Genomic DNA, 17,157 nt, shown 5'->3' on the forward strand with positions numbered 1-17,157 from the left:
CCTTGGACAAAATACGGATTCCCGGCGGATTGTTTCCCCGTCGCCGGGCCGGGGCCCGGTTACGCGGTGGAGACGGTGATGGTGACGCCCTCGTCGTCGTCACGGATCTGCAGCTGCAGCGGCCGGTTCACCAGGGTGGTGTGCATGTCCTCGCCGCCCTCGGGATCGAGTTGTTCGGCCAGCCGGGTCAGCGCCAGCGCCATGGCCCGGCCCCAGTCGTGGGGATCCCTGCTGGAGGCTTCGGCTTCCGCCGTGTGATGGTCCTGGTGTTCGGTCATGTGGCCGCCTTCCGCGTCCGAAGCGCACACGCCTCGGAGGTTCCGGGGCGGCATCCGGCCAGGCCGGCACGCTTCAGTCCTTGAACACGGTCAGTGTACTGACCATCCGAGCGGTGCGTCCACGATTCCGCGCCCCCGCTGTGCGGGATAGCGGGGCGGCGCGGATAGGATTTCACTGCGGGAGCCATCCCGCCACGCTGCCCGAAGGACGACATGCCACAGAACAATGCCGCGACCCAGGCCACCCCGGCCCCGGAGCATTCCGCACAGACCAGCCCGGCAGGGGACGCCTCGACGACCCGCCGCGCCGCCGTCGTCATCAACCCGATGAAATCCTCCGGCGAGGACTTCAAGACCGCCTTCTATGACCTCTGCGAGTCGGAGGGCTGGGCCGAGCCTCTCTGGCTCGAGACCACCGCCGAGGACACCGGCCTGGGCCAGGCGCGTGAGGCCCTGGAGGCCGGCGTCGACGTCGTCATCGCCGCGGGCGGGGACGGCACCGTCCGGTGCGTCGCCGAGGTCCTCGCCGGCACCGGCACCCCGATGGGCCTTGTGCCGATGGGCACGGGCAACCTGCTGGCCCGCAACATCGGGGTCGACATCACCGACCCGGTCGCAGCCAGCCGGGACGTCCTGGCCGGTTCCGACATCAAGGTCGACGTCGTCAAGGCACGGCTGGACCACGGCGGGGACGAGCAGGTGTTCCTGGTCATGGCCGGACTGGGATACGACGCGGCCATCATGGCCAACACCGTCGACGAGCTCAAGGACCGGGTGGGCTGGCTGGCCTACGTCGAGGCCGGCATCCGGCACCTGCCCGGCAAGCCGGTCCGCGCCCGGATCAGCGTCGACGGACAGCAGCCGGTCCGGCGCCGCATCCGCAGCGTCATGGTGGGCAACTGCGGCAAGATCACCGGCGGCATCGAGGTGTTCCCGGACGCCAAGATCGACGACGGCATCCTGGACGTCCTGATCCTCGCCCCGCAGGGCCGGCTCGGCTGGTTCAGCGTGCTGGCCGGCATGTTCGGCCGCAAGAACAACAAGAACAAGGCCGTGGAGTACTTCGTCGGCAAAACCGCGGAAATCAGCCTCGACCAGGAGCAGGAATTCCAGCTCGACGGCGACCACATCGGCAAGGCCAAGCACCTGAGCGTGGCCGTCGAGCACGAGGCCCTGACCATCCGGATGACGAAGGCCGCGCAGGCCTAGCGAGAGGCGCCCGGCCGCTAGCGGTGATCGGCCGGGACGTCCCGGGAGTCGCGGGACGTCCCGGCCACCACCGTCAGCAGGTCCCGGATCTCGGCCAGCAGGGCCGTGTCCGCCGGGAGCGGCTTCTCCTCCGGCTCCGCCGTCGCGAGCCGGTTCTTGACCATCCTGTTGATCCGGTTCATCGGCGCCACGAAGATGAAGTACACCACCGCGGCGGTGATCAGGAAGGTGACGAACGCGGTCAGCACCGCGCCCACGTTGACGAACGTCTTCTCGTTGCCCGGCCAGATGTGGAAGCCCAGGCCCTGGGCCTCCACGCCGCCCGCGGCCGCGATGATCGGGTTGATGATGTTGGTGGTGAAGGCGGTCACCAGGGCGGTAAACGCTGTACCGACGACGACGGCGATCGACAGTTCGATCACGTTGCCGCGCAGGATGAAGTCCTTGAATCCTTTGAGCATGGGGTCCTCCGGGAATGCTGCCGTACGGGTGTTTCAACCGCTCGACGCTACCACCGCAAGCACCCTCCGGGTCTTCCGTTGATCGGAAATTGAGGCGGCGGCGGGGACCTTCCGGGCGTAAGCTCGTCAGGGATGCCAGTGCCGCCGTCGTTCACCGAATGGCAAAGGAAGGCCCCTCACACCCCGTGCATCCCTCATCCGCCGCAGACCGCCGCGCACCGTTCGCCGACTTCTTCGCCATGTTCTTCACCATGGGCCCGGCCAACAAGGACCACCACCCCGCGCTCCGCTGCGCCGTCGGCGTCTTCGTCCCGCTGATCACACTGGTGCTGCTGCAGCGGCTGGACCTGGCCATCTTCGCCTCCTTCGGCGCCTTCGCCGGGATCTACGGCCGCAACGAGCCGCACGGCCGGCGGCTGGTGCTGCAGCTGCGCGCGGGAACGCTGATGCTCGCCGTGATCCTGCTGGCTGCCCTGACCGCGCACGCCGGCGCGCTGCCCGCGTTCACGCCGGCCGGGCGGATCTGGCTGCAGGTCGCGGCGACCACCCTGGTGGCCGGCGCCTGCTCGCTCATCGTCTCCCTGTGGCGGCTCCGCCCGGCGGGATCCCTGTTCCACATCTTCGCCTTCGCGGCGATCGCCTCCGTCCCGCGCCAGCCGCCGCTCTGGCAGGGCATGCTGGTGGCGGTGCTGACGGTCGCCTTCTCGCTCCTGGTGGGCATGTCCTCCCGCGTGGTTCCCGGCCGGCGGCGGCCGTGGAACTGGTCCGCCCCCGTCCGCCTGACCGGGCCGGAGCGTCGTGCGGCGTGGCAGGAGGCCGTCGGTTACCTCGTGGCCGCGGGCCTGGCCGGGATCCTGGCCACGGTGATCGGCCAGCGCCTTGGCATCGGCCACAACTACTGGGCCATGGTGGCCGCCGTCGTGCCCCTGGTGGGCCACACCACCCGGCACCGGATCAGCCGCGGCCTGCAGCGCATCCTGGGCACGGCCCTGGGCCTGGCGCTGCTCGCGGCGATCCTGGTGGTGCAGCCCCAACCCTGGCTGACGGTGCTGGTGATCGCCGCCTGTCAGTTCGGCGCGGAGATGTTCATCGCCCGCCAGTACCTGGTGGCCCAGCTCTTCGTCACGCCGCTGGCCCTTATCTCCACCCTCCTGGTGGCGCCCGTCCCGGCCGGCGTGCTGCTCCGGGACCGGCTCTTCGAGACCGTAATCGGCGCCGTGGTGGGCGTCGCCGTCGTCCTGGCGCCCGCCCTGTGGCGGCAGTGGAAGACTGGTCGCTAGCAGGAAACGTCGACGGCGGGAGCGTGGGGCATGGCCAATTCCGAATCGGGTGATTCGGTGGTGGACCGCGTGGTGCGCCTGCTGGAGGCCATCCCGGAGGGATCGGATGCACTGCAGCTCTCCGAACTCGCCGCCCGCGCGGGGCTGCCGCTGAGCACCGCGCACCGCCTGGTCCGGCAGCTGGCCGGGCACGGGCTGCTGGAACTCGGCGCCGGCGGGTCGGTCCGGCTGGGGCTGCGGCTTTGGGAACTGGTAAACCGGAACTCGCCCACCCTGGCCCTGCGGCAGGCGGCGATGCCGTTCATGGAGGACATTCAGCAGGTGCTGAACCAGAACGTGAACCTGGCGGTGCTGGACGGGGCGGAGGCCCTCTTCGTCGAACGACTCTCCCGGCGCGGCTCGGTGGCGAACCGGGCCAAGGTGGCCGGCCGGATGCCCGTGCACCTCTCCTCGGCCGGGCTGGTGCTGATGGCCCACCAGCCGCCCGCCCGCCAGGCGGCGTACCTGCGCGACTTCGCCGATCCCGCCGGGAAGGTGGGTGTGGCCGAGCTCCGCGCGCTGCTGGCCCAGGCCGCCGCCCAGGGCTACGCCGAACTCTCCGGCGTGGTGGATCCGGACACGTGGGGCATCGCGGTGCCGGTCCGGGACGCCCGCAAGCGCGCGGTGGCCGCGCTCGGCGTCGTGGTTCCCGTGCGGGAGATGCGGCTCAAGGCGCTGGTGCCCGCGCTGCAGACCGCCGCGCGGGGCATCGGCCGGCGGCTGGGGGAGACCCGCGCATCCTCGATCCATTCAACGGAACAGGTGTAACGCCGGTCACGCCCGTGCGGCACACTGGGAGGCAGTGATGATCCGGTCTGTGCGCCGCGCCCGCCCCGGGCCCGCCCGGACCCCGCAACGAAGCGAGGAACCCATGGCACGGCACGTCGTCCGCACGCAGGTGGCCATCGTCGGCGGCGGCCCCGCCGGCCTGATGCTCTCCCACCTTCTGGCCAGGGAAGGGATCGAGTCCACGGTGGTGGAGCTGCGCAGCAGGCAAGAGATCGCCGAGACCGTCCGTGCCGGGATCCTAGAGCACGGCACCGTCAACCTGCTGGTGGACGGCGGTGTTTCGGACCGGGTGCTCACCGACGGGGACCGGCACGACGGTATCGAGCTGCGCTTCAACGGCGAGAGCCACCGCATCGACTTCCAGGACCTGGTGGGAGAATCGGTGTGGCTCTACCCCCAGACCGATGTCTTCAAGGACCTTGCCGCCCGCCGCGAGGCCGACGGCGGAGACGTGCGCTACGGAGTCACGGACACGGCCATCCACGACCTCGACGGCGACCCCCGGGTCTGGTTCACCGACGTTGACGGCACCGAGGTGGAGCTCCGGGCGGAGTTCATCGTCGGCGCCGACGGCTCCCGCAGCCACTGCCGCGGGCAGATCCCGGAGGCGCACCGAAAGTGGTACTTCCACGAGTACCCGTTCGCCTGGTTCGGCATCCTGGCCGAGGCACCGCGTAGCTCGGAGGAGCTGATCTACGCCAACTCGGAGAACGGCTTCGCGCTGATCAGCCAGCGCACCGAGACGGTGCAGCGGATGTACTTCCAGTGCGACCCGGGCGAGGACGTCAACAACTGGAGCGACGAGCGGATCTGGGAGACGTTCCGCAGCCGGGTGAACGGCAACGGCTTCGAGCTTAAGGAAGGTCCGGTACTGGATAAGACGGTGCTGAAGTTCCGCAGCTTCGTGCACGCCCCGATGCGCCACAAGAAGCTGTTCCTGGCCGGGGACGCCGCCCACACGGTGCCGCCCACCGGGGCGAAGGGCCTCAACCTCGCCATCGCTGACGTCCGGGTGCTGTTCGAGGGACTGGACAGCTACTACAAGACCGGGTCGGAGGTTCTCCTGGACCGCTACAGCAGCCGCGCCCTGGACCGGGTGTGGAAGGCCCAGCACTTCTCCTACTGGATGACCTCCATGCTGCACACCCCCGAGGGTGCGGACGACTTCGCCCGGGCCCGGCAGCTGGGCGAGCTGAACTCCGTGGTGTCCTCCCGGCACGGCCGCGCCTACCTCGCCGAGGCCTACACCGGCTGGCCGTCGGCGCGGTAGGACGGCGCTCCGGGGAGCGGTCAGCCACTCATTCTTCCATCGACACTCCCTTGCGACGGGACTAGCCTTAAACCATCCCGCCATGACCCGACGAGGACGACGGAGAGGTGTCCATCATGGGAAGCGCAGACAATGTTGAACTGGTCCGACGGGGGTACGAGGCCTTCAACTCAGGGGATATGGCGACACTCAGCGAAATCTTCGCCGAGGACGCAGTGTGGCACGTGGCCGGAAGCGGCGTGCTCTCGGGAACCAAGCAGGGCCGCGACGCAATTCTCGCCTATTTCGGCGAACTGGGTGCCCGCACGCAGGGCAACTTCCACGCCAAGGTCCAGGACATCGTTGGCGGCGAGGAACACACGGTAGCGATCCAGCGGACCGTTGCGGAGGGTAACGGCAAAACCCTGGACATGGGCTCGGTCATCGCCTTCGTGGTCCGGGACGGGAAGGTCGCGGAGGGCAGGGAGTACTTCGAGAACACCGCCACGGCGGACGATTTCTGGGCCTGACCGAACATCCCCGCCCTCGTGTCCCTCAGGCCATCGCGGTGTGGGCCGCGCTGTGGGAATCGATGGTCTTCTCGTAGCAGAAGGAGTGATCCACGCCGATGTACGGCCCAAAGTTCGGCACCGGGGCGAACCCGGAGTTGGCGTAGAACTGCCGCCCGTCGGTCTGCACCGAGCCCGCCTCCGCCGTCAGCCGGGTGATGCCCAGGGCGTGGGCGTGGCCCTCCAGTGCCGCCAGGATGGAGCTCGCCACCCCCGAACCGCGGGTGTACGGCAGGACGTAGAGGCGCTTGATCTCGGCGGTCCGGGAGTCCAGGAGGCGCAGCCCGCCGCAGCCCACCGGCTGGCCCGAGCCCTTGTCATAGGCGACGAGGAACACCGCCGAGTCCGACTCGGAGGGTACCGGGCCGGGCTCGTGGTCCGGGCGGCCGAAGCGGGCATCCAGCTCGGCCTGCTGGGCGGCCCGGAGGTCTGCGCCCACGGGGTTGGCCCAGGGCACCTGCCGGATGTGAAGCCGCGGGTTGGTCTGCATCGTTGCCTCGTTTCACCGAAGGGTTATGCAGTCCAAGGCTAGGAAGCGGTGGTTTCCACGGTGTTTCCCGCAGGTAAGGGATGGGAGAACTTGGGGCGGTGACGGCGCGGAGGGCATCGATGCCGAACGGACCTCAGGCGGGGCCGCCGGCCGGGTCCTCCGCCGTCGGGTCGGCCAGGGCCAGGCCGCCCACGGGGCTGCCGTCCCAGTGGACCATCCGCCAGCCGTCCGCGGGGCCGCCCTCCAGGGCCACGATGCCGGTGTTGGCCAGCACGTGCCGGGCCGCGAACCCGGCGTCGACGTTCTCCGCGCGCAGGGCGGTCCAGACCCGGATGGCCGCGCCGTGGCTGACGACGGCGACCGTGCCGCCGTCGTCCGTGCTCCCCGGGGACGCCCCGCCCCGGGGCCCGGCAGCTGCCGCCGCGATCCGGTCGACGGCGTCGTCGAACCGGGCCAGGAAGTCGTGGCCGCTGGGACCGGTCGGCATCCGCCGGTCCAGCTCGCCCGCGGCCCACCCGAACACCGTGCCGAGGTAGCGCAGGTGGGACTCCCGGTCGGTGAGCTTCTCCAGCGCGCCCGCCTCGATTTCGTGCAGCCCGTCCAGGACCGTGACATCGAGTCTGCGGCGGCTGGCCAGCGGGGCGGCGGTCAGCTGGGTCCGGATCAGCGTGGAGGCGTAGAGCCGGCTGATTTCCAGCCGCGCCAGGGAACGGGCCAGGGCCTCCGCCTGCCGTTCGCCCAGCTCGGTCAGGCCGGGGCCGGGATTGCGCCGTGTCGAGCTGGCCGAGCACGTTGCCCGGCGTCTGGCCGTGCCTGATCAGGAGGAGCCTCATAGCCCGAATTTTACCGCCGTGCCCTGCGAGGGGAGCCGAGCGTCAGGGGATGAGGACGGTGGCCTGGATCGGGGCGTGGTCGCTGGGGTAGCGGTCGTCGAGGCGGAAGGTGTTGACCGCCGCGTCGGCCACCTGGATGCCGGGGGTGACGGCGATCCAGTCGATCCGGCTCTCGCCCACCACCGGGTCCTTGTAGTTCGGGAAGGTGCCGTACGCCGGGGTGAGGTGCCGCTTGGCGACCAGCCAGGAGTCCCGGAACGGGCCGCCGTCCACCAGGGTGGAGTATGCCCCGGACGCTCCGGCCCGGGCGTTGAAGTCGCCCATCACCACGGTGGGCAGCCCGGGTTCGAAGCGGGCCGTGTGGTCGATGATGGCCTCGGCGCTGCGCAGCTGGGCGTTTTCCGACTCGTGGTCGAAGTGCGTGTTGAGGACCATCAGCTCCCGGCCGGTGCTGCTGTCCTCGAACCGGCCCCAGGTGGCGATCCGGGTGGTGTCGTTGCCCCAGGTGGCGGATCCCGCGACGTCCGGGGTGTCCGAGAGCCAGAACTGGTCCCAGGCCTGTAGCAGCAGGCGCCGGGAGTTGTAGAAGATGCAGGAGTACTCACCGCGGCTGCCGCCGTCGCGGCCCTGTCCGATCATCCGGTAGTGGTCCGGGAGCGCCTCCTCGATCACCGCCAGCTGGTGCCCGAGGCCCTCCTGGATGCCCAGGACGTCCGGGAGTTCCTCGGCGAGCACGGCCTGCAGGGCCGGCGCCCGCTCCGGCCAGTAGTCGGCCTGGCCGGGGAGGGTGTGGTTGGTATCGCAGCGGATGTTGAAGCTCATCAGGCTCAACGCGGCGTCGTCCGCCCCCGGAGATTCGGGGGCGTCCGGCGCCAGGGGATCCGGGTCGGTCAGAACGGTCCGTGCGGTCGACGCTATGTCGCTCGGCAAGGGAGTCTCCTCGTGTCGGTTACAGTCCCAGAATCCACGATACGACTGGCCGGTCCTCGACGGCGGCGTAAACGCGGATATGCCGGAAGGTTAATTCGACGTGAATGACCTAGCGGCCGTCCGCCAGGTGATCGACCAGCTTGTCCGCGATGCCGGTGTAGCGGCCCGGCGTGAGCGCCAGTAGGCGTGATTCCGCCTCGGCGGAGAGGCCCAGGCCCTGGACGAACTCCTGCATCCGGGCGGCGTCCACCCGCTGGCCGCGGGTCAGGTCCTTGAGTCGTTCGTAGGGGTTTTCCATGCCCGGCACGCCGGCGATTGCCTCGGCGCGCATGACCATCTGGATGGCCTCGCCGAGGACCTCCCAGTTGGTGTCCAGGTCCGCGGCCAGCACGTTCTCTGCCACGTCCAGGCGGTCCAGGCCCTTGGCGACGTTGGAGATCGCCAGCAGCGAGTGGCCGAAGGCGACGCCGATGTTCCGCTGCGAGGAGGAATCGGTGAGGTCGCGCTGCCAGCGGGAGGTCACCAGGGTGGAGCCGAGCACGTCCAGGAGGCCGGAGGAGATCTCCAGGTTCGCCTCGGCGTTCTCGAAGCGGATCGGGTTGACCTTGTGCGGCATGGTCGACGAGCCCGTCGCGCCGGCGACGGGGACCTGGGCGAAGTAGCCGATCGAGATGTAGCTCCAGATGTCGGTGCAGACGTTGTGCAGGATCCGGTTGAAGCGGGCGACGTCGGCGTACAGCTCGGCCTGCCAGTCGTGGCTTTCGATCTGGGTGGTCAGCGGGTTCCAGGTAAGCTCGAGGCCCTCGACGAAGCCCTTGGCGACGGCTTCCCAGTCGGCTCCCGGGACGGAGGCGACGTGCGCGGCGTAGGTGCCGGTGGCGCCGTTGATCTTGCCCAGGTATTCGGTGCGCGCGATCCGGTCCAGCTGGCGGGTCAGGCGGTGCGCGATGACGGCCAGTTCCTTGCCCAGGGTGGTGGGGGTGGCGGGCTGGCCGTGGGTGCGGGAGAGCATCGGGACGGCGCGGTTGGCCTCGGCCATGGCGCCGATCTGGGCCACGAGCGTGCGGGCGGCGGGCAGCCAGACATTCTCGACGGCGCCCTTGATGCCGAGCGCGTAAGAGAGGTTGTTGATATCCTCCGACGTGCAGCCGAAGTGGACCATCGCGGTCAGGTGCTCGATCCCGATGCCGGGCAGGCGGCGGCCGATGTAGTACTCGACGGCCTTCACGTCGTGGACGGTGACGGCCTCGATCTCGGCGAGTTCGGCCACCGAGGCGGCGTCGAACTCGGTGACGATGTCCCGCAGCTGCTGCTGCTGCTCCGCGGACAGCGGGCCGGCGCCGGGCAGGACGTTGTTGCCGGTCAGGTGGATCAGCCATTCGACCTCGACGGCGACGCGGTCGCGGTTGAGCGCGGCCTCAGAGAGGTAGTCCACCAAAGGCGCGACGGCGGACTGGTAGCGGCCGTCCAGCGGTCCCAGGGCGATGGGGGTGCCGGAGGCGGCCAGGGCCAGGCGTCCGGACGGCGTGCGGGTCTCAGCTGTGGCAGCAGTTTCAGGCATGGTCCGATTCTTTCACGAAGTGCCGCCGGGGCCGAAGCCGGACGGTGGTATGACAGCCGCCCGGGCGGGGCGCAGCCCGTTGTCCACATAGCCGCACCGTGCCGTGTCCGCCCCCGGTGCGTGGCCCTAGCGTCGTTCTGTGGCCGGGGTGTGCAGGAGGCAACCCCAGGAAGAGAACACACGGCAGAGAACACGAGGAAGCCGGCTTAAGCCGGAGAAAGGAGGGATGCGCGATGACGTCCACAACCGTGCTGGCCGGGGACGCGGCGGCCTGCGCCTCCCGCAGCGCCGAGGTGCAGCGGCTCGCGGCCCGGGTGGCCGGATGCGCCGGGCAGGCGGACGCCGTCCTGGCGGCGCTGGCCCGGTTGGAGCTGCAGACCTGGCAGTCGCCGGCCGGGCGGGCGTACCGGGTGACGCTCTCGCTGCAGGCGGCCTCGCTCCGACGGGCCCGGGATGGCCTGCTCGAGGCCTCGTCGGCGGTGCTGGCCCACGCCTGGTTGGTGGCCCTCGCCCCCGGCCGGTCCGGGTTTTGAGAGGACGGGCACTGATGACGGAACTCAGCCCGGCAGGCTCCGGCGAGGTGCCACGTCCGGTGGCCCCGCCCCCGGACGGCATGCTCCGCATCCGCGGCGGGGTGGGCGGCGTGGCCTTCCAATTCGAAGAACTGCTGGCCGGCGCGGCAGCCCTGGACGCCTCGGTGAGGGACCTTTACGCCGTGGAAGCGGAGGCGGACGGGATCCGCCGGTCCCTGTTCTCCTATCAGCAGGACGCCTACCGCAGCGGCAGCGAAGCCATCACCGCTGTGGGGGAGGCAGGCCGGGGGATCGGCAGGGTCCGGGCCGAGCTGGAACACATCGCCGCCCAGGTCCGGGCCAGCCACCGGGACTACGAGTTCACCGAGGCCCGAAACGCCCTGCTGCTGAGGATGGGCCTGGCCGGACCCGAGTATGGATCCGCCGGCGGGGTCCTGGGCTTCCCCGGGGTGCGCGACCGGTTCGAAACCGGGCTCGCCTCACCGGGGAGTCTGGCGCTGCTGCTGGGCCTGCCGCTCCCGCTGGCCGGAGCGCTCGCCGGGGTTCCCGGCTCGGCCTCGATCGGTGGCCTGGTCAGGGCGCTGACGGACGAGCCCGGGCTCGGCTTCCTCAAGCCCCGTCCGGTCTCGGCCACCGCCGGGGGCACCAGCACCGAAACCGTGGACCTGACGCCGGCCGGACTGCTTCGCCGCACCGAGGACGTGGACCGGACGCCGGGTGAGATCGAGGTCATCAGGGTCGATGCCGCCGGCGGCCCTGCCTGGGTGGTGCTGGTCCCGGGGACGCAACTGGGCGGTCTTCCCGCCGGAACCAACCCCTTCGACACGGCCGGCATCGCGGAGGCGCTGGGCTATGACTCCGTCGAAACAACAGCCGCCATCAGGTGCGCACTGCGTGAGGCCGGCGCGGAGGCGGGCGATCAGCTGGTGGCCGTCGGCTACAGCCAGGGCGGCATCCACGCCATGAACCTCAGCCGGGACAAGGCATTCCTGGCCGAATTCGACCTTAAGTACGTCCTGACGGCCGGGTCACCGGTCGGTGGGATCAGCCCCGCCCCGGGGATCAGCAGCCTGCACCTGGAACATCGGGAGGACTGGGTGCCCGGGGCCGACGGCGCCCCGAACGCGGACACCCGCGACCGGGTCACGGCCACCCTGACCAACGCCCTGAGCGTCCCGGCGCCAAAGGACTTCGGCCTGGGGCCGGGACACCGGCTGGAGAACTACGAGGCCGGCGCCGCCGCCGTCGAAGCCTCCCGTGACCCGTCGCTGCAGGCGTCCACCGCCGCGCTCGCGGCCGTGGTGGGTACGGGCGGGACGGCGGCCGTCACCCGGTTCGCGCTCCGCCGCGAGGCACGCCCCGTACCGGCGGGAGGAGGGAGCGTCAGGGCCGACGCCGGCGGTATGGTCAGCGGCGGCCACCGGGAAGCCGGCCGGCCACCAGCGACACCAGGGTCACGATGATGGCGGCCAGGACGGCGGTCCAGAAGAAGGAGTCGATGGTGAAGTGCACCGGCGTGTAGGAACTCAGCCAGGCCGTCAGGTACAGCATGGCCGCGTTGATCACAACGGTGAACAGGCCCAGGGTGAGGATGGTGATCGGCAGTGACAGCAGGCTGACCAGCGGCTTGACGAAGGCGTTGACCAGGCCGAAGATCAGGCCGATAAACAGGTAGGCCAGGATGATGCCGATGGTCTCCGTGCCCTGCGTGACCCCCTGGTCCGCGACGGCGCCGGTGGTGGCCGTGGTGGAGATATTCAGTCCCGGCAGGATCCAGCTGGCCACCCAGAGGGCCAGGGCATTGACGATGACCCGCACAAAGAGAGAGCGCATGGCCCCATGCTGTCACATCACCGGACGCACGGGCAGGGTGGCGTCGTAGGCTAGGGGGCATGACTTCTTCTGACAGCCTGGCCGGCGGAATTCGCCCGCGGCCGGTGGTGGACCTGCTTCCCCGATACGCCGCCGGCAAGCCGCCGGCTCCCGTCGAGGGGCTGGTCAGCTACAAGCTTTCCTCCAATGAAAACCCGCTTCCGCCGATCCCTGCAGTGCAGCAGGCCATCGCGGCGCGGACCGACTTCAACCGCTACCCGGACCCGCTCAGCAGCAAACTTTGCGCCGCGCTCGCCGATTTCCTCGAGGTCCCGGCCGAGGACATCGTCACCGGCGCCGGCAGCCTCGGCGCCCTGAACCAGCTGCTGGCCACCTTCGCCGGCCAGAACGACGACGGCAAGGCCGACGAGGTCATCTACGCCTGGCGCTCCTTCGAGGCCTACCCCATCAGCGTCGGCCTCGCCGGTGCCGAGAGCGTCCGCATCCCGCTCACCGCGGACGGACGCCACGACCTGGACGCCATGGCCGCCGCCGTCACTGTCCGGACGAAGATGATTCTGCTCTGCACCCCGAACAACCCCACCGGGCCCATCCTCACCACCGAAGAGACGGAGCGGTTCCTCAACGCCGTGCCCGCGGACGTCGTCGTCGTGATCGACGAGGCCTACCAGGAGTTCGTCCGGGCCGAGGACGCCGTGGACGGCATCGAGATGTACCGCAAATACCCCAACGTGGTGGTGCTCCGGACCTTCTCCAAGGCTCACGGCCTGGCCGGCCTCCGGGTTGGCTACAGCGTCTCCCAGCCCGAGCTGACCCAGCACCTGCGCGTCACGGCCACCCCGTTCGCCGTATCCCAGCTGGGTGAGGACGCCGCGGTCGCCTCCCTCCAGCACTACGACCAGGTTGTAGAAAGGGTACAAAGCCTGGTCGACGAACGGGACCGGGTAACGGCAGGCCTGCGGGACCTCGGCTGGTTCGTTCCCGAGGCCCAGGGCAACTTTGTCTGGCTGAACCTCGGGGCCAACAGCGGCGAATTTGCCGCACTGGCGGGGGAGCAGGCGCTCTCCGTCCGGGCCTTCGGTGACGAGGGTGTGCGGGTCAGCATCGGCGAGACGGAAGCCAACACCCGCTTCCTCGAACTGTGTGCGAACTATACAAAAGCCCCGCAGCGTTCCTAGCGGTAAGCATCACCCCCTGCGGCCGCCCGCGGAGGGTACTGTGGGGACGAGTAAGCCATCATGTATGCCGGAACCGGGATGTATTCCTGGTGTGGCATATCTACCACCGAGTGCAGCGCCCCGGATGCGGCAGGCAAGGAGACGGTATGGGTACACAACTGCCCTCCACCGAGTTCGACGGAACCGACACGGATGACCGCCGCGAGGCGCAGGCCGAGGCTGTCCTGGGTGACCCCGACGTCCCCATGGTCCAGCTCCTGCGCCCGGACGGGACGTTGGGGACGGACCCGGTGTTCTCCGAGTACGCCGCCCGCCTGGATGCCGGGAAGCTGAAGGGCTTCTACGCGGACATGGCCAAGATCCGCCGGTTCGACGTCGAGGCCACCGCGCTGCAGCGCCAGGGCCAGCTGGCCCTCTGGGTGCCGCTGACCGGACAGGAAGCCGCGCAGATCGGCTCGGGCCGGGCCAGCCAGCCGCAGGACTACATCTTCCCCACCTACCGGGAACACGGCGTCGCCCTGACACGCAACGTGGACCTCGCCGAGCTGCTGCGTCAGTTCCGCGGGGTGTCCAACGGCGGCTGGAACCCCAAAGACACCAACTTCCACCTGTACACGCTGGTCCTGGCGGCCCAGACGCCGCACGCCGTCGGCTACGCCATGGGCGTCCAGCGCGAGCAGAAGCTGAACCCCACCGGGGAGAAGGCCGCCGTCATGGTCTATTTCGGCGACGGCGCCAGCTCCGAGGGCGACGTCCACGAGTCGATGGTCTTCGCGTCCTCGTTCAACGCCCCCGTGGTCTTCTTCTGCCAGAACAATCACTGGGCCATCTCGGTCCCCACCACGGTGCAGACCCGGATTCCGCTCTCCAACCGCGCCAAGGGCTACGGCTTCCCGGGCATCCGGGTGGACGGCAACGACGTCATCGCGGTGCACGCCGTGACCGAATGGGCCCTGGACCGGGCCCGGCGCGGCGAGAGCCCGGTGCTGATCGAGGCCTTCACCTACCGGGTGGGCGCCCACACCACGGCGGATGACCCCACGAAGTACCGCGGCTCCGAGGAGGAGGCGCAGTGGCGGGCCAAGGATCCGCTGGAGCGGCTCGAGAAGTACCTTCGGGCCGAGGGCCTCGCGGACGACGCCTTCTTCGAGCAGGTCAAGGCCGACGGCGACGAGCTCGCGGCCTACGTCCGCAAGACCACCCACGACCTGGAGACCCCGGACATCCGGCAGGCCTTCGCGAACACCTACGCCGAGGCCCACCCCCTGGTGGCCGAGGAACTGGCCTGGTTCGAGGACTACAGCGCCGGCTTCGCCGATGAGGCGGCGGACGCCGAGGACTCCGGGACACAGGGCACAGCGACAGACGGGGCAGCCAGCCGATGACCACCATGACCATTGCCAAGGCCATCAACGAGGGGCTGCGCGCCACCCTATCCGGCAACCCGCGCACCCTGCTGATGGGCGAGGACATCGGACCCCTCGGCGGCGTCTACCGCGTCACCGACGGCCTGATCGGCGATTTCGGCGCCGACCGCGTCGTCGACACCCCGCTGGCCGAATCCGGCATCATCGGCACCGCTATTGGCCTGGCCCTCAGCGGCTTCCGGCCCGTCTGCGAGATCCAGTTCGACGGCTTCGTCTTCCCGGGCTTCAACCAGATCACCACCCAGCTGGCCAAGATGCACTCGCGCAGCAACGGCAACCTCACGGTCCCCGTGGTCATCCGCATCCCCTACGGCGGCGGCATCGGCTCGATCGAGCACCACTCCGAGTCGCCCGAGGCACTGTTCGCGCACACCGCCGGGATCCGGATCATCACCCCGTCCAACCCGCACGACGCCTACTGGATGATCCAGCAGGCCGTCGACTGCCAAGACCCGGTGATCGTCTTCGAGCCGAAGCGCCGCTACTGGCTCAAGGGCGACGTCGACACCGCCGCCCCGGGCCGCTCCGCCGACCCATTTGCCGCCCATGTGCTGCGCGAGGGAACCGACGCCACGGTGGTTGCCTACGGCCCGCTGGTGCCCGTGGCCCTCGCCGCCGCCAACGCCGCGGCCGAGGACGGGCACAGCGTCGAGGTGATCGACCTGCGCTCCATCTCACCGATCGACTTCGACACCGTCACCGCGTCCGTGAAGAAGACCGGCAGGCTGATCGTCACACACGAGGCCCCCACCTTCGGCGGCATCGGCGGCGAGATCGCGGCGCGTGTCAGCGAGCGGGCTTTCCACTCCCTGGAGGCGCCGGTGCTGCGCGTCGGCGGCTTCCACATGCCCTACCCGGTGGCCAAGGTCGAGGAAGATTACCTGCCGGACATCGACCGCATTCTTGAGGCGCTCGAACGCGCCCTCGCCTACTGACGGGGAGCACCATGACCGTAAACAAGTTCAACCTCCCGGACGTCGGCGAGGGCCTGACCGAGGCCGAAATCGTCTCCTGGAAGGTCAAGGCCGGCGACACGGTGGCCGTCAATGACATCCTCTGCGAGATCGAGACCGCCAAGTCGATCGTCGAACTCCCCTCGCCCTACGCCGGGACGGTGGCGGAGTTGCTGGTCGCCGAGGGTGTGACGGTCGACGTCGGCACCCCCATCATCAGCGTGGCCGACGCCGGCGCACCCGCGGCACCCGCCCCGGCGGCTTCCGCGGCGCCCGCCACCGACCGGACCCAGGCGCCGGAGGCCCCGGAACCGGCACCGATGTACGGCACGCTCACCCCGGGCGGCGACGCCGAGCCCGCCGCAGAAGCCGACGGCCGCCCCGCCGGCGGCCCGCTGGTTGGCTCCGGCCCCAAGGCCGACGCCGTGAAGCGCCGCCGCCGGACCTCCGCCCCGGCAGCGCCCGCAGCCAGCCCGGCCGCAGCCCCCGCGGCAGCCGCTCCCGCCGAGCCGGTCGAGTCGCACGACATCTGGATCGACCCGGCCTCCGTCACCCAGGCCGGACGCGGACCCCAGGCCCCCGTTGCTGGGGCCGACCCGCGCCCCACCCTCGGCGGAGCCATCACCGGCCTCGTCTCCAAGGTCCTGGCCAAGCCGCCGGTCCGGAAGATCGCCCGTGACCTTGGCATCGACCTGGCCGACGTCGTCCCCACCGGCGCCCGTGGCGAGGTAACCCGCGAGGACCTGGTCAGCTACCAGGCGCAGCGCGACGCCGAGCTGGACAAGGCGGACACCTTCTGGGGCAAGACGGGCCGCCCCCAGGAACAGCGGATCGAGAAGATCCCGGTCAAGGGTGTCCGCAAGGCCACCGCCCGGGCCATGGTCGAATCTGCCTTCGCGGCCCCGCATGTGAGTATCTTCGTCGACGTGGACGCCAGCCGCACCATGGAGTTCGTCAAGCGGCTGAAGGCCTCACGCGACTTCGAGGGCATCAAGGTCTCGCCCCTGCTGATCTTGGCCAAGGCGGTCATCTGGGCCGCGGCGCGTAACCCGAGCGTCAACGCCAGCTGGGTGGACGCCAAGGACGGCAGCGACTCCGCGGAGATCCACGTCAAGCACTTCATGAACCTGGGCATCGCCGCGGCCACGCCGCGCGGGCTCATGGTGCCGAACATCAAGAACGCTCAGGACCTCTCGCTGAAGGAACTGGCGCTGGCACTGAACGAGCTGGCCACCACGGCCCGCGCCGGGAAGACCCAGCCGGCCCAGATGCAGGGCGGCAGCCTGACCATCACCAACATCGGCGCCCTCGGCATCGACACCGGCACCCCGATCATCAACCCTGGCGAGGTGGCGATCGTGGCCTTCGGAACCATCAAGCAGAAGCCGTGGGTACTGGACGGCGAAGTCATCCCGCGCTGGATCACCACGCTCGGCGGCTCCTTCGACCACCGCGTGGTGGACGGGGACCTCTCGGCCCGCTTCATGGCTGACGTCGCCTCGATCCTCGAGGAACCGGCGCTGCTGCTCGACTAACCGGTTCCGA

At 70.0% G+C, this 17,157-nt stretch carries 17 protein-coding genes and 1 pseudogene; 11 read left to right on the forward strand and 7 right to left on the reverse strand.

The features are described from left to right. Positions 1-59: 59 nt before the first annotated feature. Positions 60-278, reverse strand: coding sequence for a hypothetical protein (locus ACFVY3_RS10015; protein WP_364138256.1), 219 nt, complete (start codon positions 276-278; stop codon positions 60-62). A 213-nt stretch (positions 279-491) separates the two neighbouring features. Between ACFVY3_RS10015 and ACFVY3_RS10020 the strand changes: the two genes are divergently transcribed. Beyond that, entirely contained in the window at positions 492-1,487 is a 996-nt protein-coding gene (locus ACFVY3_RS10020) for a diacylglycerol/lipid kinase family protein (protein WP_400159600.1), read from the forward strand. A 17-nt stretch (positions 1,488-1,504) separates the two neighbouring features. Here ACFVY3_RS10020 and mscL read toward each other — a convergent pair whose 3' ends face one another. Further along, positions 1,505-1,948, reverse strand: a complete 444-nt coding sequence (mscL, locus tag ACFVY3_RS10025) for a large conductance mechanosensitive channel protein MscL (RefSeq protein WP_290257203.1) — start codon at positions 1,946-1,948, stop codon at positions 1,505-1,507. A gap of 251 nt (positions 1,949-2,199) precedes the next feature. On the opposite strand from mscL, the gene ACFVY3_RS10030 reads away from it, so the two are divergent. From ACFVY3_RS10030 to ACFVY3_RS10045, 4 genes are all read left to right on the forward strand, one after another. Next, on the forward strand, positions 2,200-3,228 hold the full coding sequence (locus ACFVY3_RS10030; protein ID WP_400159662.1) for an FUSC family protein: 1,029 nt from the start codon (positions 2,200-2,202) through the stop codon (positions 3,226-3,228). Between the two features lie 30 nt (positions 3,229-3,258). Next, the gene (locus ACFVY3_RS10035) at positions 3,259-4,035 is read left to right on the forward strand and encodes an IclR family transcriptional regulator (protein WP_400159601.1); all 777 of its coding nucleotides are present in this window, start codon (positions 3,259-3,261) and stop codon (positions 4,033-4,035) included. Positions 4,036-4,138: 103 nt separating this feature from the next. Beyond that, positions 4,139-5,326, forward strand: a complete 1,188-nt coding sequence (locus ACFVY3_RS10040) for a 4-hydroxybenzoate 3-monooxygenase (RefSeq protein ID WP_400159602.1) — start codon at positions 4,139-4,141, stop codon at positions 5,324-5,326. A 116-nt stretch (positions 5,327-5,442) separates the two neighbouring features. Next, positions 5,443-5,835, forward strand: coding sequence for a nuclear transport factor 2 family protein (locus ACFVY3_RS10045; protein ID WP_400159603.1), 393 nt, complete (start codon positions 5,443-5,445; stop codon positions 5,833-5,835). A 25-nt stretch (positions 5,836-5,860) separates the two neighbouring features. Here ACFVY3_RS10045 and ACFVY3_RS10050 read toward each other — a convergent pair whose 3' ends face one another. From ACFVY3_RS10050 to purB, 4 genes and pseudogenes are all read right to left on the reverse strand, one after another. Continuing rightward, positions 5,861-6,364 (reverse strand): GNAT family N-acetyltransferase, encoded by a 504-nt coding sequence (locus ACFVY3_RS10050; RefSeq protein WP_290257207.1) that lies wholly within the window; start codon positions 6,362-6,364, stop codon positions 5,861-5,863. A 133-nt stretch (positions 6,365-6,497) separates the two neighbouring features. After that, positions 6,498-7,197: pseudogene (locus tag ACFVY3_RS10055) on the reverse strand (histidine phosphatase family protein). Positions 7,198-7,239: 42 nt separating this feature from the next. Next, positions 7,240-8,127, reverse strand: coding sequence for an endonuclease/exonuclease/phosphatase family protein (locus tag ACFVY3_RS10060; RefSeq protein WP_377970905.1), 888 nt, complete (start codon positions 8,125-8,127; stop codon positions 7,240-7,242). Positions 8,128-8,236: 109 nt separating this feature from the next. Next, positions 8,237-9,688 (reverse strand): adenylosuccinate lyase, encoded by a 1,452-nt coding sequence (gene purB / locus ACFVY3_RS10065; protein WP_400159604.1) that lies wholly within the window; start codon positions 9,686-9,688, stop codon positions 8,237-8,239. Positions 9,689-9,921: 233 nt separating this feature from the next. Between purB and ACFVY3_RS10070 the strand changes: the two genes are divergently transcribed. Together ACFVY3_RS10070 and ACFVY3_RS10075 are read left to right on the forward strand one after the other, a co-directional pair. After that, positions 9,922-10,221 (forward strand): hypothetical protein, encoded by a 300-nt coding sequence (locus tag ACFVY3_RS10070; protein WP_400159605.1) that lies wholly within the window; start codon positions 9,922-9,924, stop codon positions 10,219-10,221. Between the two features lie 14 nt (positions 10,222-10,235). Beyond that, positions 10,236-11,684, forward strand: a complete 1,449-nt coding sequence (locus ACFVY3_RS10075) for a hypothetical protein (protein ID WP_400159606.1) — start codon at positions 10,236-10,238, stop codon at positions 11,682-11,684. Here the strand turns inward: ACFVY3_RS10075 and ACFVY3_RS10080 are convergent. After that, positions 11,629-12,054: a phage holin family protein gene (locus ACFVY3_RS10080; RefSeq protein WP_290257213.1), complete on the reverse strand. Its 426-nt coding sequence runs from the start codon at positions 12,052-12,054 to the stop codon at positions 11,629-11,631. The genes ACFVY3_RS10075 and ACFVY3_RS10080 overlap by 56 nt on opposite strands. A gap of 59 nt (positions 12,055-12,113) precedes the next feature. Between ACFVY3_RS10080 and ACFVY3_RS10085 the strand changes: the two genes are divergently transcribed. The 4 genes from ACFVY3_RS10085 to ACFVY3_RS10100 all read left to right on the forward strand — a co-directional run bounded on the left by ACFVY3_RS10085 (position 12,114) and on the right by ACFVY3_RS10100 (position 17,147). Continuing rightward, complete coding sequence (locus tag ACFVY3_RS10085) at positions 12,114-13,232, forward strand: histidinol-phosphate transaminase (protein WP_400159607.1); 1,119 nt, start codon at positions 12,114-12,116, stop codon at positions 13,230-13,232. 146 nt (positions 13,233-13,378) lie between these two features. Next, positions 13,379-14,617, forward strand: a complete 1,239-nt coding sequence (pdhA, locus tag ACFVY3_RS10090; protein WP_400159608.1) for a pyruvate dehydrogenase (acetyl-transferring) E1 component subunit alpha — start codon at positions 13,379-13,381, stop codon at positions 14,615-14,617. Next, entirely contained in the window at positions 14,614-15,594 is a 981-nt protein-coding gene (locus ACFVY3_RS10095) for an alpha-ketoacid dehydrogenase subunit beta (protein ID WP_400159609.1), read from the forward strand. The genes pdhA and ACFVY3_RS10095 overlap by 4 nt, the downstream gene beginning before the upstream one ends. An 11-nt stretch (positions 15,595-15,605) precedes the next feature. Continuing rightward, complete coding sequence (locus ACFVY3_RS10100; RefSeq protein ID WP_400159610.1) at positions 15,606-17,147, forward strand: dihydrolipoamide acetyltransferase family protein; 1,542 nt, start codon at positions 15,606-15,608, stop codon at positions 17,145-17,147. The last annotated feature ends 10 nt before the right edge of the window (positions 17,148-17,157 follow it).

The sequence above is a fragment of the Arthrobacter sp. BPSS-3 genome (assembly GCF_044628475.1).
Classification (GTDB): Bacteria; Actinomycetota; Actinomycetes; order Actinomycetales; family Micrococcaceae; genus Arthrobacter.